Consider the following 15,621-nt stretch of genomic DNA (forward strand, 5'->3'; position numbering starts at 1 on the left):
ATGGTGCATGGCACGAACTTCATGCGATAAGCAGGCGGTCGCCCGGGCCTTGCCGGCGACCCGCCTGCGGGATCGGCGCTGGCGCAACCCGCATGGCATGAGGAAGAGGCACCGTCGCAGTGGCCCCGATTGCGGAACGAAGCCTGGCACCCGGTGGTGACGCCGCGCAGGTGACCTGCGCGGGCTGCGGCGCCTCGCTCCCGGCGACGGCCCGGTTCTGCAGCGAGTGCGGCCTGCGGCAGGCACCGGGTGCGGCCCTGCGGCGGCCGAGCGCGCCGCGCTCGCGCGAGTTGCGGCCGATGACCGTGCTGTTCTGCGACGTGGTCGGCTCCTCCGCCCTGGCGGCCGGCGCCGATCCCGAGGAATTCGCGGAGGCGATCGCCCGCTTCTACCGCCTGACCACCGAGGTGATCGGCCGGCATGGCGGCCATCTCGGCCGCCTGGTGGGCGATGGCGTGCTCGTCTATTTCGGCTATCCCGTGGCGCAGGAGGATGACGCCGAGCGGGCTGTGCGCGCCGCGCTGGAGATCCTCGATGCGGTGGCCGCCATGTCCCGCCGCGCCGGCCACCGGCTCGCGGTGCGCATCGGCATCTCGACCGGGCTGGTCGTGGTCGCCGATGTCGCGGATACCGGCGATCCGCACAATCTCGACGTCTTCGGCGAGACGCCCAACCTTGCCGCGCGGTTGCAGGCACTGGCGCAGCCGGGGACGGTGCTGGTCTCGGACAGCGTCAAGCGGATGGTCGGCGCGCTCTTCGCCTTCCGCAGCCTCGGCCTGCACCCGATGAAGGGCTGGGCGGAGCCGGTGCCGGTCTGGCAGGCCCTCGCCGTCTCGCCGAGCCCCGACCGCTTCGCGGCGCGGGCGGAGGGCGCGACCCTGCCGCTGCTCGGCCGCGATGCGGCCTTCGAGCATCTGCAGGCGCTGTGGCGGTCCGCCCAGCTCGGGGAAGGACGCACCGTCCTGCTCTCGGGCGAGGCAGGCATCGGCAAGTCGCGGCTGGTCGCGCAATTGCTGCGGGAGACGCAGGACCGGGTCGCGATCCGCTACTTCGCCGCCCCGCACCAGCAGGGCATGGCGCTGCAGCCCGTGCTGCAGCAGATGCTGCGCGACAGCCGCATCGCGCCGCCCGATTCGCCTTCCATCCGCATCGGCAAGCTGCGCGCCCTGATGCCGGAACTGCCCCCGGTGGATTTCGCGCTGATCGCCGAGCAGCTCGGGCTGAAGGGCGAGGCGCTGGCGCCGATCCCGCCCATGCCGCCGCAGCGCCGGCGCGAACGCCTACTGCAGGCGCTGATGGAGGGGTTCGTCGCGGTGACGCGGCTGCGCCCGGTGCTGATGGTGTTGGAGGATGCGCACTGGGTCGACCCGACGACACGGGAGCTGCTCGCCCTCTGGATCGAGCGCGTGCCGAGCCTGCCGGTGCTGGCGGTGGTGACGGCCCGGCCGGAATTCCTCCCGCCCTGGCTGGACGCACCGGGCGTCGAGCGGCTGAACCTCTCCCCGCTGGGCGAGGCCGCCGCGGCGGAGCTGGTGCGCTGCGTGGCGCGCGACGTGCCGCTGCCGCCGCAGACCGCGCGCGACATCCTGCGCCGCGCCGATGGCGTGCCGCTCTTCCTGGAGGAGCTGACGCGGGCGGTGACCGAGCAGATCGCGCAGGCCGGCGGCGGCGCCGACCCGGCGCGGCCGCGGCCGAGCGAGCGCGCGAGCGTGCCCGTCTCGTTGCACGCCTCGCTGCTGGCCAGGCTCGACCGGCTCGGCGAGGCACGGCCGATCGCCGAGGTCGCCTCCGTCATCGGCCGCGAATTCGATGCCGCGCTGCTGGCCCTGGTGCTGGAGCGCGAGGCGGAGGCGATGGCGCCTGTGCTGGACCGGCTGGTGGACTCGCGCCTGCTGCAGCGGCATGGTCCGGCGGGCGGCGGCACCTATCGCTTCCGGCATGCGCTGATCCAGGATGCCGCGCTCGGCCTGCTGCCGCGCGAGCGCTACCGTGCCCTGCATGCCCGCGTCGCCGACATCCTGGAGGCCCGCTTCCCGGCGGCGGCGCAGGCCCAGCCGCAGGTGATCGCGCATCACCGCAGCGAGGCCGTGCAGCCGGAGCAGGCGGTCGGCTGGTGGCTGCGCGGCGCGCAGCAGGCGACGCAGCGCGGGGCGATGGAGGAGGCGCTGGTGCAGCTCCGCCGCGGCATTGCCATCCTGCAGGCCTTGCCCGAGAGCGAGGCGCATATGCGGGCCGAGCTGGACATGCAGCTCCTGGCGGGCAATGCGCTGCTCAGCCTGCGCGGCCACAGCGCGCTGGAGACCGGCCAGGCCTATGACCGCGCCCGGGCGCTGGCCGAGCGGCTGCCCGGCCAGCCGCAGCTGCGCAACGCCATGCACGGGCAGTGGAGCCATGCCTGGATGCGCGGCCGCATCGGACTCTCCATGGAGCGGGCCGAGGCGCTGCTGGACTTCGCCCGCGGGCAGGGTTCGGGCAACGGGCTGACCATCGCCTACAGCGCGCTGGGGCATTCGCAATTCATCCAGGGGCGCTTCCGCGAGGCGGTGGAGAGCCTGGACCTTGCCCTGCGGCATGAGGACCGGACGGAGCGCGACCGGCGCTATGCGGTGGCGGCGCAGGCGATGGTGGTCAGCACGCGCTGCTACTCGGCCTGGGCACGTGCCTTCATGGGCCGGCTGGAGGAGGTGCGGCGCGACGTGGCGGCACTGGCGGAGGCCGCGCAGAAATCCGGCATTCCCTTCGCCATCGCCTATGCCCGCTATGCGCTGGGGCGCTACGACTACGACCGCGGCGCCGAGGAGGACTGCATCCGCCGGCTGCGGGAGACCATCGCGCTCTGCGAGGAGCACGAGATCAGCTATCTCGACATGGCGTCCAAGGCGATCGTCGGGCTGCTGACGGGGCGGCGCGGCGACATCGCCGGCGGCTTGGCGCTGGTGCGGGAATGCATCGGCTGGAACCGGGCGGCCGAGGCGATGACCTTCGTGCCGAGCTTCCTTGGCATGGAAGCGGAGCTAATGGCGCGCGGCGGCGACGCCGAGGGCGGTCTGTCGCGCCTGGCGGAGGCTTTCGACCTGCTGGCCGAGAGCGGCGCTGCCTGGGAAAGGGTCACGCTGCTGCGGCAGCGGGGAGAGGTCCAGCGGATGGCCGGCCGCATTGATGCGGCGGAAGCGGATATGCGCGCCGCCCTCGCCGAGGCGGATGCGCAGCAGGCCGTGCTTTTCGGGCTGCATGCGGCCATGCCGCTGGCCCGGCTGCTGGCCGAGACCGGGCGGAAGGAGGAGGCGCGCGACAGGCTGGGCGCCGCGCTCGCCCCCTTCGGCGCGGAGAGCGAGCCCGTGGTGCTGCGGGCCCGCGCGGTGCTGGCCGAACTCGCCCCGCGAGCGGCCCCGCGGATGGAACCGCCCGCAGGCATGGGTCTCGCACCGGATCGCTAGCCCTTGCCGGCGTAGCTGACGCCCATGCCAGCCGAGGGGTCGTTCTGGATGCCATAGGGCGGGATGGGGTAGCGGATGCCGTTCTTCGCCAGCGCCTGCATCCCTTGCACCGCCACGCGCAGATCAGCCGGCTTCAGCGCCATCAGCATCTCCTCATCCGGCACGCCGCCATAGCGCCGCTCCGCGAAGCAGGGCAGGGAGAGGCTCGGCTCGCCGGTGGCGAGCGCGCGGCCCCAGCTATCCGCGCAGGCGGTCTCGCCCACCACGCTCCATTCGAATTTCCGGTAATTGCGGTACTGCAGCCCGTTGATGAGGATGATCATCTGCCCGGGCGTCGCATAGACCAGCACGATATCCGGCGGGTCGAGCCGCCCGCTCTCCAGCGGACTGACGGCCATGGCCCGGTAACGGCCATGCGGCACGCAGGAGAGCGCCTGCTGCCGCGCCGCGGCGCTTTCGGCATCGCCGTGCCAGACGCCGACATAGCGCTCGCCGCGCTCGTCCCGCGGCGCGAGGCCGACCACCGCCTGGCATTGCTGGCCGACCAGGTCATCGGCCGTGATACCGACGGTCCAGCCGAGGCGGGAGGCCATGGAGACGATCTGGTCCGTGGTGTGCTTCGTCTTCGGCCTGCGGATGCGGGGGATGGCCTGCATCTCCTCCACCGTCTCGAACAGCTTCATGCCAATGACCGTGGTCTTCAGCCGGAGCAGCGCATTCAGCTCCGCGACCAGGCGCTGCGATCCATTGGCGATTGCGTCGGTCATGCCGCTCCTCCCGAAACGATTGCGCCCAGCCTAGAGCAGATCGCGGAGGGGCGTGAACGTCCCGCAGCATGAATCTGCTCTACAGACAATGGTCTACAGCGGATTGGTGTTCGGTGTTCAACGCAATCCGCGAAGTGCGATCGATCGCGCTTGGGATGGGGGGATTGCGCTTGCAACGACCGGGCAGGGGGCGCGAAGCTCCGGGCGCAAGCCCAGGGGAGGGTGCCATGGGGTTCTTGACGGATGAAGAGATCGCCGCCCTGCGGCCGGCACAGGAGGCGATGTTCCCCTCGCCCATTCCGACGCAGGTGGTCTCCTCCGACGAGTTCTCGCCCATTCCGCAGACCGTGCAGCAGAAGCAGGTCGAGGCGCGGATCAAGGCCATGGCCGATGCGCTGGGCGCGAAGCAGGGGCTGGACCGGCGCCGCTTCCTCGCCACCGCCTCCGGCATGGCGGCCGCCTTCCTCGCCATGAACGACGTCTATGGCCCGGTCTTCGGCGTCTCCCGCGCCGAGGCGCAGGAGCGCGATCGGGCGGAGGCGCGCGCTGCCGGCCTGCGCGACCAGTTCATCATGGATGTGCACACGCATTTCCTGCGCGACGACACGCGCATCATGGGTTTCGTCGAGATGCGCCGCGCCGTCGGCCGGGCGGGCTGGAACCCGGCGCTGAATCCGGCCGAGCAGAGCATCGACAGCCTGAAATACGCCAATTGGTTCAAGGAGGTCTTCCTCGACAGCGATACCAAGGTGGCGCTGATCAGCGGCGCGCCGAGCGACGAGCCGCAGGACTGGTTCCTGACCAACGAGATGAAATTCAACGCCCGGCGCCGCATCAACGAGGCCGCAGGCACGCGCCGCGCGATGAGCCACGCCATCTTCACCCCCGGCCAGCCCGGCTGGCTGGAGCAGGTGGACAAGGCGATCGAGGAGCTGAAGCCCGACAGCTTCAAGGGCTACACCATAGGCGACAACACCAACAAGCACATGGCCCAGTGGCCCTGGCGCATGGATGACGAGGCGCTGCTCTATCCCTTCTACGAGAAGCTGCTGAAGGCCGGGCACAACATCGTCTGCGTCCACAAGGGGCTTTTCCCGCCGCAGATCGAGCAGCGCTTCCCGCACCTGCTGCCCTATGCCAGGGTCGACGACGTGGGAAAGGCGGCGAAGGATTGGCCGCAGATCAATTTCGTCATCTATCACAGCGCCTATCGCTTCGCGGGCGGCGGCACGGCGGAGCAGGGCCTCGCGCAGTTCGAGCAGACCGGCCGCGTGGAATGGACCAGCGACTTGGCGGAGATCCCGGAGAAATACGGCGTCTCCAACGTCTATGGCGACCTCGGCCAGATCTTCGCCCAGACCACGGTGGTGCAGCCGCGCCTTGCCGCCGCGCTGATGGGCATCCTGGTCAAGGGTCTCGGCGCCGATCATGTGGTCTGGGGCACCGATGCGGTCTGGACCGGCAGCCCGCAATGGCAGATCGAGGCGCTGCGGCGGCTGGAGATTCCCGAGGACCTGCAGCGGCGCTTCGGCTTCGCGCCGCTGGGGCCGGCCGATGGCCCGGTGAAGAACGCCATCTTCGGCGGGAATTCCGTGAAGATGTACAGGTACGAGCAGAAGCGCACCGATCTGGATGGCGACGCGGTCTCGCGCGTGAAGCGCGACTATGCCGCGGCGGGCGGGGAGCGGAGCAACCTCGCCTATGGCTATGTCGTGGCGGGGTAGCGCCCCGCAATGGCCCTCCCCCGCCGCGCGGGGGAGGGTGCAGCGTCACGCCTTCAGCCGCTGGCGCAACTCGAATTTCTGGATCTTGCCCGTGCTGGTCTTGGGCAGCGGGCCGAAGGTGACGCGCTTCGGGCATTTGAAATGCGCCAGGCGCTCGCGGCACCAGGCGATCACCTCCGCCTCGGTCGGCGCCGGCCTGTCCGGCGCGGGCGTGACGAAGGCATGCGGCACCTCGCCCCATTTCTCGTCGGGTGCGGCGACGACCGCCGCTTCCATGATCGCCGGATGGGCGTAGAGCACCTCCTCGACCTCGAGAGTGGAAATGTTCTCGCCGCCCGAGATGACGATGTCCTTGGCGCGGTCCTTCACCTCGATATAGCCGTCCGGGTGCAGCACGCCGAGATCGCCGGTGTGGAACCAGCCGCCGGCGAAGGCGGCTTCGTTGGCCTTCGGGTTGTGGAGATAGCCCTTCATCACGGTATTGCCGCGCAGCATGACCTCGCCCAGGGTCCGGCCGTCCGCCGGCACGGGTGCCATGGTGGCGGGGTCAAGGACCGTCGCCTCTTCCAGCATCGGGTGGTTCACGCCCTGCCGTGCCATGAAGGCCGCCTTCTCCGCCAGCGGCATCTCCCCGAGCCCCGGCTGCCAGAGGCAGATGGTGGCGGGGCCGTAGCATTCCGTCAGGCCGTAGAGGTGGGTCACCGCGAAGCCCATCTCCTCCATCTTCGCGATGACGGGGGAGGGCGGGGCGGCGCCGCCGGTGGCAATGGCGACCTCGTGGTCGAAGCGGCGCTTCTTGTCCTCGGGCGCGTGGATCAGCATGGTCAGCACCACGGGGGCGGCGCACATATGCGTCACGCGGTGCTCGGCGATGGCGGAGAAGATCGCGCCCGGCTCGACGCGGCGCAGGCAGACATGGGTGCCGCCCTGCAAGGTGACGGCCCAGGTATAGGTCCAGCCATTGCAATGGAACATCGGCAGCGTCCAGAGATAGACGCTGCGCGGCGACAGGCCGAAGGCCAGCGCATTGCCGCAGGCATTGAGGTAGGCGCCGCGGTGATGCGCGACCACGCCCTTCGGGTCGCCCGTCGTGCCGGAGGTGTAGGAGAGCGAGATCGCCTCCCACTCATCCTCCGGCATGCGGATCGGTGCGGCGGGGTCGCCGCCTGCCAGGAAGTCCTCGTAATCGACCGATCCCAGCGCCTCGCCACCCGGCCCCTCCGGATCGGCGATGTCGATCACCGGCGGGGGCGATGCGAGCCCCGCCAGCGCCACGCGGGCGACGCCGGCGAATTCCCGGTCCACCAGGAAAAGCTTCGCCTTGCTGTGCTGCAGGATGAAGCCGATGGCGGTGGCATCCAGGCGGATATTGATGGTCAGCAGCACGGCGCTGGCCATCGGCACGCCGTAATGCGCCTCCAGCATCTCCGGGATATTGGGTGCCAGCACTGCCACCACCTCGCCAGGCCCGATGCCGGCGCCGCGGAGCGCGGAGGCGAGGCGCCGGCTGCGCTCCGCCATCTCCGCATAGGTGAAGCGCCGTGCGCCATGGATGACGGCGGTGCGCTGCGGATAGATCCGCGCGGCCCGCTGCAGGAAGGATATGGGCGTGAGCGGCACATGGTTCGCCGCAAGCTGCGGCAGGCCGTTCAGCCCGGCCTGCTCAGCCACGGCCGGCGCCCCAGGCGAAGAAGTCCTTGCCCTGCCGTCGCAGGAAATTGGTCAGCACCATCCGGTGTACCTCGGAGGCACCGTCCACCAGCCGCGCCTGGCGCGCGTAGCGGTACATCCACTCCACCACCGTGTCCTTGGAATAGCCGCGGGCGCCGAGTAGCTGCAGCGAGGTGTCCACCGCCTTGTGCAGCGCGTCGGCGACCACGACCTTGGCCATCGAGATTTCCTTGCGCGCGAGGCTGCCATTGTCCAGCAGCCAGGCGGCCCGCATGGTCAGCAGCCGGCCGATGTCGAGTTCCATCGCCGCCTGGCCGATCATCTGCTGCACGCTCTCCTTCTCGATCAGCGTCTGGCCGAAGGCCTTGCGGACCTCGATCCGCGCCATGGCGATCTCGAGCGCGCGCCGGCCCATGCCGGTCCAGCGCATGCAATGCGTCAGGCGCGCGGGGCCGAGGCGGATCTGCGTGGCGCGCAGCCCGTCGCCGACCTTCATCAGGACATTCTCGTCCTCGATCTCGAGGCCGTCGAATTCCAGCTCGCAATGCCCGCCATGCTCCTCCGGCCCCATGATCGGGATGCGGCGGGTGATACGCCAGCCCGGCTGGTCGGCGTGGTAGAGGAAGGCGGTCAGGCCGTTGCGGTCGTCCTCGCCGGTGCGGGCCATGAGGATGAAGTGCTTCGCCTCCGCCGCCCCGGTGATGTAGTGCTTGCGGCCGCGGATCACCCAGCGGTCGCCCTTCCGCTCGGCCCGGGTGTAGGTCATCGAGGGGTCGCTGCCGCAGCCGTCGGGCTCCGTCATCACGAAGCTCGACTGCACCTTGCCGTCGATGATGGGCTGCAGCCAGCGCTCCTTCTGCGCCTCCGTCCCCACCATGTTCAGCAGGCGCATGTTGCCGTCATCCGGCGCCGCGCCGTGGAAAACGACCGGGCCGAAGATGGAGCGGTTCATCTCCTCATAGCAGGCGGCGAGCCCGACCATGTTGAGGCCGCCGCCGCCCCGCTCCTGCGGCATGCCCAGCGCCCAGAGGCCCTTCGCCTTCACCTCGGCGCGCAACTCCTCCAGCAGGGGCTTCCGGATGTTTTCGTGCTCGTCAAAGCTCGCAGGATCGGATTCCAGCGGGATGATGCGCTCCTCGACGATGGCACGGATGCGCTGGCGGATCTCGTCGATCTGGGGCGGGAGGGAGAAGTCCATGTCTGGAGTCCTAGAGCGGGTTCACGGAATGGCCGCCATCCACCACCAGCGCCGCGCCGGTCATGTGCGCGCCGGCCGGGGAGGCAAGGAGGAGGAGCGGGCCGGTCAGGTCCTCCGGCTGGCCGAGCCGGCGCTGCGGCACGCGCTTGACCACGGCCTGCCCGGCCTCGGAGGCGAAGAATTCGGTGTTGATCGGCGTCTGCACATAGCCGGGGCAGAGGGCGTTCACGCGGATGCCGTGGCGCGCCAGCTCCACCGCCATGTGCTTCGTCATCTGCACCAGGCCGGCCTTGGAGGCGGTGTAGCCCACGACGCCCTGCAGGATGCGGAGCCCCCCGATCGAGGCGATGTTGATGATGGAGCCGCCACGCTTCGCCGCGACCAGGCGGCGTGCGCCCTCGGTCGCCACCAGGAAGCAGCCGCGCAGGTTCACGTCCAGCACGCTGTCCCAGTCCTGCTCCGTCTGCTGCAGCAGGGGCTTGGTGACGGCGATGCCGGCGTTGTTCACGATGATGTCGCAGGGCGCGCCGAAGGCGGCTTCCGCCGCGTCATAGGCGCGGGACACGGCGGCGGCATCGGTCACGTCCAGCGGCACGGCCGCGGCGCCTGCGCCAAGCTCGGTTGCCAGCGCCTCCAGCGCCTGCGCCCGGCGCGCGGCCAGCACCACGCGCGCACCGGCGGCGTGCAGGACCCGGGCGAAATGCGCGCCGAGCGCGCCGGATGCGCCGGTGACGAGCGCGGTCGCGCCCTGGAGCGAAAAGATCTGCGCCGGATCGGTCATGCTGCCCGGGGCACGCGGCCGGACCGCGCCGCCCCTTTCCTCCCTCGGGGTGTTTCCGGCGGCAATTGACCACCGGCCGGTGAAGGGGGCAAGCGGGTCAGCCGCGGCGCGCGGCCTCCGCCGCCACCTCCGCCTCGATCGCCGCCAGCAGCCGGGCCGGGAAGTGGCGCGGGATGCCCTCGCCGATCAGGACGATGCGGCTGCGGCGGTCCTCGCCGGGCCAGCGTTCCAGCCATTCCAGCGGATGCACCATGTGCTGTATGGCATGCAGCACCGCAGGGCGGTCCGGCTGCTCCGCCAGCGCGACCAGGCCCTTCAGGCGCAGCAGCCGTGCCCCGGCATGCTCGGCCAGGCCCTGCATCCAGAGGGTCAGCGCCAGGGCGGGAACCGGCGCCTCGCGCTCGATGACGATGGAGGCGAGGCCCACGGTATGGTGCGCCGCCCAGTCCGGCAGCTCGGCCGGGCGCGGGGCCGGGGCGAAGAGCCAGCCCGGTTCCGCCGCGCCATGGGCCGCCGCCCGCAGCGGCGCGGCAGGATTGAGGGCACGGATGGCCGCCTCGGGCGCCGGGGCGAGATCCGGCTTCGTCACCAGGATGCGGTCTGCCAGCATCACCTGGCGCTGCGCCTCCGGATGGCGCGCCAGCGTCGCGGCGCCATGCAGCGCATCCACCAGCGTCACCACGCCCTGCAGCGCATGGGTCGCGCCCAGCGCCGCATCCGTCATCAGCGCATGCAGGATGGGGGCGGGGTCGGCGAGGCCGGAGGTCTCGACCAGCACGCGGGCATAGCGCGGCACCTCCCCCGCTTCGCGCCGCCGCAGCAGATCCAGCAGGGTCTTCGAGAGATCGTCGCGCACCACGCAGCAGAGGCAGCCGGTGGAGGCGCTGACGAAGCTCTCCTCGCTCGCGGCGATCAGGTCGTGGTCCAGCGGGATCTCGCCGAATTCGTTGACGATCAGCGCGCTGTCGGCCCAGGCGGGGTCGCGCAGGATTCGCCGCAGCAGGGTGGATTTGCCGGCGCCGAGGAAGCCGGTGACGATCGAAACCGGGATCATGGGTCCGGCCGCGCCACCCGCAGGCGCCGCGCCTCGCCCTCCCCGGCGCCGACCGCGTTGCGCAGCGCGCGCAGCAGGCCAAGGACGGAGGTGCAGGGGCGGCGCTGGCCGGGCCTTTCCAGCCACCAGCGGACCGGCAGGTCGCCGGGCGCCGCAGCCAGCACGCGCAGGGCGGTGCCGTCCGGCGCCGCCAGCGCGACGCCGTCCTCCGCCACCCGCGGCCGCGCCTCGACACCCCAGAGGGCCAGGGCATCGGCGAGAAGGTCACGCAGTTCCGGCGGTGTCATGCCTGGCCCAGGACAGGCTGACGCATGTCCTGCCTCAAACGTCGGCGGCCCTCCGGGCCTTGGCTTCGCGGCATGGGCCACGGCGCGTCTTCGCGCGCCCGGCCCGCTCCGCGGGCCACAGGTCGGGACGTCATGCGCAAAGCATTATGCTCCAGTCGGCCTCAGGCGCGGGCCCTGCCATGCCGCGCGGCTCGCTTCATTGCGCGCAGCGGGGCGGCAGCACCAGGGCATCACAGCGTCGCGGCGCTGCGGATCTCGTCCGGCACCTTGCGCGGCAGCCACTCCCCGCCGCGGTCGTCGCCGAGCCAGCGGTCGCCCTCCACCACCACCTTGCCGCGCAGGATGGTCATGGCCGGCCAGGCCTCGACCTCCCGCCCCTCCCAGGGCGAGTAGTCGCTCTCATGCATCGCCTCGGCCCGGACGGTGCGGCGCAGCGCCGGGTCGAGGATGCAGATATCGGCATCCGATCCCGGCGCGATGGCGCCCTTGCGCGGATAGAGGCCCATGATCCTCGCCGCGTTGGTCGAAACGCGGTCGACGAACTGTCGGAGGGTGAAGCCGCGCTTCCTCATCTCGGAATACATCAGCGCGACGCGCGGTTCGACGCCGGAATTGCCGCCGGTGGTGTCGTCGATCCGCCTGCCCTGGGTCTTCACGGAGAGGGAGCAGCAGAGCTCGTCCGTCGCGATGCAGGCGATGGTGCCATCCTTCGCGCCGCGCCAGAGCTCGTCCTGGTCTTCCTGCGACTTGAGCGACGGGTAGGTGTGGTAGATCTGCCCGTTCGGCTTCCTGTAGTCCTCCTGCGTGTAGAGCATGTACTGGTGCAGGCTCTCGCCATAGATCGGCAGGCCACGGCCGCGCGCCTCCCGGATCGCCCGCACGCCGTTCCCGGCGGAGACATGCATCATGTAGAGCGCGGTGCCCGGCACATGCTCCGCGAGGCGGATGACGCGGCGGAAGGAGAGGTCCTCCGAGAGGGTGTTGTGCACCTCCGCCATGTTCTCGAAGCCGGCGCGGTTCTCGCGGAACAGCTTGGCATACATGTGCATGACGATGTCGTTGTCCTCGGCATGGATGACGCCGAGGCCGCCCTTCCTCGACAGCACCTGGAACACCTCCCAGATATCGCCGAAATCCACCATCCGGCCCTTGCGGCTGGGGGTGATGTCGGTGGTGAAGATCTTCACCGTGCTGTGCCCGGCCTCGATCGCCTCGCCGAGCTGGGCGGGGATCTCGGGCGGCAGGTCGCCCTCCACCATGGTGTGCAGCGCCCAGTCGCAGGGGCAGCCATCCGCCGTCCAGGCGGCCATCCGCTCCTCGATCGCGCCCTGGATGGTCTTGCCATGGGTCCAGCGGGTGAAATCGATGAGGGTGGTGGTGCCGCCGAACAGCGCCGCCTTGCCGACGACGGAGGGGCCCTGTGTGTAGAGGGTCGGCCCGTCCGGCACCGGCATGGGCCAGAGGCAATGGGTGTGCGGATCGATCCCGCCCGGCATGACGATCTTGCCGACCGCATCGACCAGCCGCGTGCCGGCCGCCAGCGGGAAGGCGCCGCGCGCCGCGACCGCGACGATCTTGCCGCCGGCGATGGCCACATCGGCCGGGCCGATCGCATGCGGGGTGACCACGCAATCGCCGGAAATGACCAGATCCACCATCGCCCGTTCCCCAAGCCTCGCGCCGCGGGATGCTGCGCCCGGCCCGTCGGCGGCGCAAGACTGGCCGGGATGGCTAGCCGATGTGGCGCCCCAGCTTCGCGGCATACCGCTCCGCGAAGCGCGGGATCACAGCCGGATTGATGATCCGGGGCGGCAGCTTCCCCTTGGCCGCATCGGCGAAGGCCAGCGCGGCGATGCGGGTGATGTTCGCCCGGCTCTCATGCGTGACGCCGGCCGTGTGCTGGGTGACGATCACATTCGCCATGTGCAGCAGCGGGTGCTCGGGCGGCGGCGGCTCCAGCTCCCAGACATCGAGCCCGGCGCCGGCCAGGTGGCCGCTGCGCAGCGCCGCGTGCAGCGCCGGCTCGTCATGGATGTTGCCGCGCGCCGTGGTCACGAAGATCGCGCCCTGCCGCATGCGCGCGAAGGCCTCGGCATTCATCAGGTTGCGGCTCTCGGGCGTCAGCGGCAGGTGCAGGCTGACGATGTCGCTCTCGGCCAGCAGTTCCGGCATTTCCACCTTGCGGGCGCCGCGCGCCGCGATGGTCGCCGCATCCAGATAGGGGTCGCAGGCCAGCACCGGGCAGGAGAAGGCGAGCCGCAGGATCTCCGCCACGCGGGTGCCGACATGGCCGATACCCACCAGCCCGACGGTCCGCCCGCGCAGCTCCCGGCCCATCAGGGCGCCGCGGTCCTGGGCGCGGCCGGCGCGCATGGCGGTCCCCGCCTCCGGCATGCGCTTCAGCAGCGCCAGCATCATGCCGACGGCATGCTCCGCCACGCCCTCGGCATTGCCGCCGGCCTGGTTGACCAGCAGCACGCCGGCCTTGGTGCAGGCTTCCGGGTCGATAGGGTCGTAGCCGGCCCCGGTGCTGCCGACCATCAGCAGGTCGGGCAACTGCTCCAGCAGCGCGGCGCGTACATGGAAGGGCTTCGGCAATTCATCGCGCGAGGCCATGCAGTAATAGGCGTCCACCCCCCGCAGCGCGTCCAGCACCGCCGCCTCCGGCTGCTCCAGCGGGATGCGGATGATCTCCAGCTCCGGGTGCTGCGCCGCGGTGTCGAGGAAGGACTGGTGCGGGACGTAGGAGAGGTAGCCGACTCGGAAGCGGCGCTGATCGGGCACGGGGCGTTTCCCTGGCTGGACGTTTCCCCCGGTTTGTATCCCGCGCCACGGCCAGGGAAAAGTCGCGCCGGCCAGGAATCCGTTGCCGCCCTGGCGCGTTGCCGCCCGGCATGCAACGCGCCCTCCGCAGCCATCAGCAACAGCTCGCCGGCGTGGTGGAGGCGATCGCGACCCGCCAGACCGAGCTGCGCGACATCCTGGCCGCGGTGACGCCGGGCGGGGGGAAGAGCCTGCTGCCCGTCATCGCCGCCGCGCGGCTGATGGCGGCCGGCATCGTGGAGCGCGTCTGCTGGATCGTGCCGCGCGACAGCCTGCGGCTGCAGGCGGAGGAAGCCTTCGCCGACCCCGCCTGGCGCGCCGCTCTCAGCCACGCCGTCTCGGTCCGCGCGGCGGAGAATGCTCCCGACCCCTGCCGCGGTCTGCAGGGCTGGGTCACCACCTATCAGGGCGTCGCGGCCGCGCCCGAACTGCACCTGGCGGAGTTCCGCCGCCGGCGCACGCTGCTGGTGGTGGATGAGGTGCATCACCTGCCGGCCGAGGCGGACCCCGAGGCGCCGGAGGAAGCCGCCTGGTCCCGCGCCATCCTGCCGCTGCTCGAGCATGCCGCGGTCCGCCTGCTGCTCTCGGGCACGCTGGAGCGCGCCGATGGGCGCCCGATCCTCTGGCTGCCCTATCGTCCCGGAAAGGGGGCGCGGACGCGGGAGGTGGACCTGGCCGCGCCGCATCTCGCCGTGATCGGCTACAGCCGCGCCCAGGCCCTGGCCGAGAAGGCAGTCCTGCCGGTCGATTTCGGCGCGCTGGACGGGGAGGCGGAATGGCTGGATGAGGATCGCCGCCGCACCGGCCCGCACCCCGTCTCCGGCCCGCCGGAGGTCGGGCGCGCCGCGCTCTTCACGGCGCTGCGCACCGGCTTCGCCCGCGACCTGCTGCGCCGCGCCTTCGCCCAGACGCGCGACCTGCGGGCGGAGCGGCGTGCCCGCCTCGGCCTGCCGCCAGGCGAGACCGGCATGGGCCTCGGCAAGCTGCTGGTGGTGGCGCCGGACCAGGAGAATGCGCGGCAGTATCTCGGCTGGCTGCGGGACTGGCTGCCGCGCGCCCAGGCGGAGACGGTGGCGCGCATCGCCACCTCCGACGAACGCGATGCGCAGGAGGTGCTGGCCGCCTTCCGGCTGCGGCCGGAGCCCTCCGTGCTGGTCACCGTCGCCATGGCCTATGAGGGGCTGGACGCGCCTTCGGTCTCGGTCTGCGCGGCGCTGACCCATATCCGCTCCCGCGCCTGGCTGGAGCAGATGATCGCCCGCGCCACCCGCGTCGACTTCGCGGCCGGGCCCTATGAAAGCCAGCGCGCCGTGGTCCTGCACCCGGACGACCTGCTGTTCCGCAAGTTCCGCGAGAGGATCGAGCGCGAGCAGGGGACGCTGGCGCGGGAGAAGGCGCGGCGGAAGCAGGGCGAGCTGCCGATCGGGCCGGAGACCGGGCGGGAGCCGGCGATCGTCCCGCTCGCCTCCAACGCCACGGCGCTGCGCTGGCACCGGCTGGCGCCAGGGCCCGAATTCGCCACGGTCCGGCCGGAACAGGCGCCGCCCGCCCCGGTGCCCTCGGTCCGCGAACGGGAGTTGCGCTTCCGCATCAGCCAGGCCGTCGCGGCGCAGGTGCTGGAGGACGAGGCGGGGCTGCAGGTGCCGCGCCATGCCGGGGCGCATCACGCCTATGCCGCGGCGCTGAAGCGCATCATGGGCAAGGGCAGGGCGCAGATGTCGCTGGAGGAGTTGGAGGCGACCCTCGCCTGGCTGGAGCGCAACCGCATCGCCGACCACCTGCATGTGCTGGAGGGGGATGCCCGCTATGGCTGGACGGTCCGGCAGCGGCGCTTCGACTTCCGTCCCGGGCGGTAAGGGCCGCAAGCCGAGCCGGCCCT

Annotated in this window: 11 protein-coding genes; 3 read left to right on the top strand and 8 right to left on the bottom strand. The window is 71.3% G+C overall.

Annotated elements, in window-relative coordinates; translation table 11 throughout:
* Positions 1-299 precede the first annotated feature (299 nt).
* Positions 300-3,437 (top strand): adenylate/guanylate cyclase domain-containing protein, encoded by a 3,138-nt coding sequence (locus LHA35_RS04390; protein ID WP_226604994.1) that lies wholly within the window; start codon positions 300-302, stop codon positions 3,435-3,437.
* Here LHA35_RS04390 and LHA35_RS04395 read toward each other — a convergent pair.
* Positions 3,434-4,204, bottom strand: coding sequence for a DUF169 domain-containing protein (locus LHA35_RS04395; RefSeq protein ID WP_226604997.1), 771 nt, complete (start codon positions 4,202-4,204; stop codon positions 3,434-3,436). The genes LHA35_RS04390 and LHA35_RS04395 overlap by 4 nt on opposite strands.
* A 227-nt stretch (positions 4,205-4,431) precedes the next feature.
* Here LHA35_RS04395 and LHA35_RS04400 point away from each other — a divergent pair, with 227 nt between their 5' ends.
* On the top strand, positions 4,432-5,928 hold the full coding sequence (locus tag LHA35_RS04400; protein ID WP_226604998.1) for an amidohydrolase family protein: 1,497 nt from the start codon (positions 4,432-4,434) through the stop codon (positions 5,926-5,928).
* Between the two features lie 45 nt (positions 5,929-5,973).
* Here the strand turns inward: LHA35_RS04400 and LHA35_RS04405 are convergent, their stop codons facing one another.
* From LHA35_RS04405 to LHA35_RS04435, 7 genes are all read right to left on the bottom strand, one after another.
* Positions 5,974-7,599, bottom strand: coding sequence for an acyl-CoA synthetase (locus LHA35_RS04405; RefSeq protein WP_226605000.1), 1,626 nt, complete (start codon positions 7,597-7,599; stop codon positions 5,974-5,976).
* On the bottom strand, positions 7,592-8,797 hold the full coding sequence (locus LHA35_RS04410; RefSeq protein WP_226605002.1) for an acyl-CoA dehydrogenase family protein: 1,206 nt from the start codon (positions 8,795-8,797) through the stop codon (positions 7,592-7,594). Before LHA35_RS04410 ends, LHA35_RS04405 begins: the two co-directional genes overlap by 8 nt.
* A 10-nt stretch (positions 8,798-8,807) precedes the next feature.
* Complete coding sequence (locus LHA35_RS04415; protein ID WP_226605003.1) at positions 8,808-9,578, bottom strand: SDR family NAD(P)-dependent oxidoreductase; 771 nt, start codon at positions 9,576-9,578, stop codon at positions 8,808-8,810.
* 97 nt (positions 9,579-9,675) lie between these two features.
* Entirely contained in the window at positions 9,676-10,632 is a 957-nt protein-coding gene (locus LHA35_RS04420; RefSeq protein WP_226605005.1) for a CobW family GTP-binding protein, read from the bottom strand.
* A complete protein-coding gene (locus LHA35_RS04425; RefSeq protein WP_226605008.1) occupies positions 10,629-10,919 on the bottom strand; it encodes a hypothetical protein in 291 nt (96 codons plus the stop codon). The genes LHA35_RS04420 and LHA35_RS04425 overlap by 4 nt, the downstream gene beginning before the upstream one ends.
* Before the next feature lie 230 nt (positions 10,920-11,149).
* Positions 11,150-12,577, bottom strand: coding sequence for an amidohydrolase family protein (locus LHA35_RS04430; protein WP_226605011.1), 1,428 nt, complete (start codon positions 12,575-12,577; stop codon positions 11,150-11,152).
* 73 nt (positions 12,578-12,650) lie between these two features.
* Positions 12,651-13,703, bottom strand: coding sequence for an NAD(P)-dependent oxidoreductase (locus LHA35_RS04435; protein ID WP_226605014.1), 1,053 nt, complete (start codon positions 13,701-13,703; stop codon positions 12,651-12,653).
* Positions 13,704-13,813: 110 nt separating this feature from the next.
* Here LHA35_RS04435 and LHA35_RS04440 point away from each other — a divergent pair, with 110 nt between their 5' ends.
* Entirely contained in the window at positions 13,814-15,598 is a 1,785-nt protein-coding gene (locus LHA35_RS04440; protein ID WP_226605015.1) for a DEAD/DEAH box helicase, read from the top strand.
* Positions 15,599-15,621: the final 23 nt, after the last annotated feature.

The organism is Roseicella aerolata, assembly GCF_020523605.1.
Taxonomy (GTDB): domain Bacteria; phylum Pseudomonadota; class Alphaproteobacteria; order Acetobacterales; family Acetobacteraceae; genus Paracraurococcus; species Paracraurococcus aerolatus.

Excerpts from the sequence above, each read along its gene's own strand:
- LHA35_RS04390 (WP_226604994.1), top strand. The coding sequence starts at position 300 with ATGACCGTGCTGTTCTGCGACGTGGTCGGCTCCTCCGCCCTGGCGGCC.
- LHA35_RS04395 (WP_226604997.1), bottom strand. The coding sequence starts at position 4,204 with ATGACCGACGCAATCGCCAATGGATCGCAGCGCCTGGTCGCGGAGCTG.
- LHA35_RS04400 (WP_226604998.1), top strand. The coding sequence starts at position 4,432 with ATGGGGTTCTTGACGGATGAAGAGATCGCCGCCCTGCGGCCGGCACAG.
- LHA35_RS04410 (WP_226605002.1), bottom strand. The coding sequence starts at position 8,797 with ATGGACTTCTCCCTCCCGCCCCAGATCGACGAGATCCGCCAGCGCATC.
- LHA35_RS04415 (WP_226605003.1), bottom strand. The coding sequence starts at position 9,578 with ATGACCGATCCGGCGCAGATCTTTTCGCTCCAGGGCGCGACCGCGCTC.
- LHA35_RS04420 (WP_226605005.1), bottom strand. The coding sequence starts at position 10,632 with ATGATCCCGGTTTCGATCGTCACCGGCTTCCTCGGCGCCGGCAAATCC.
- LHA35_RS04425 (WP_226605008.1), bottom strand. The coding sequence starts at position 10,919 with ATGACACCGCCGGAACTGCGTGACCTTCTCGCCGATGCCCTGGCCCTC.
- LHA35_RS04430 (WP_226605011.1), bottom strand. The coding sequence starts at position 12,577 with ATGGTGGATCTGGTCATTTCCGGCGATTGCGTGGTCACCCCGCATGCG.
- LHA35_RS04440 (WP_226605015.1), top strand. The coding sequence starts at position 13,814 with ATGCAACGCGCCCTCCGCAGCCATCAGCAACAGCTCGCCGGCGTGGTG.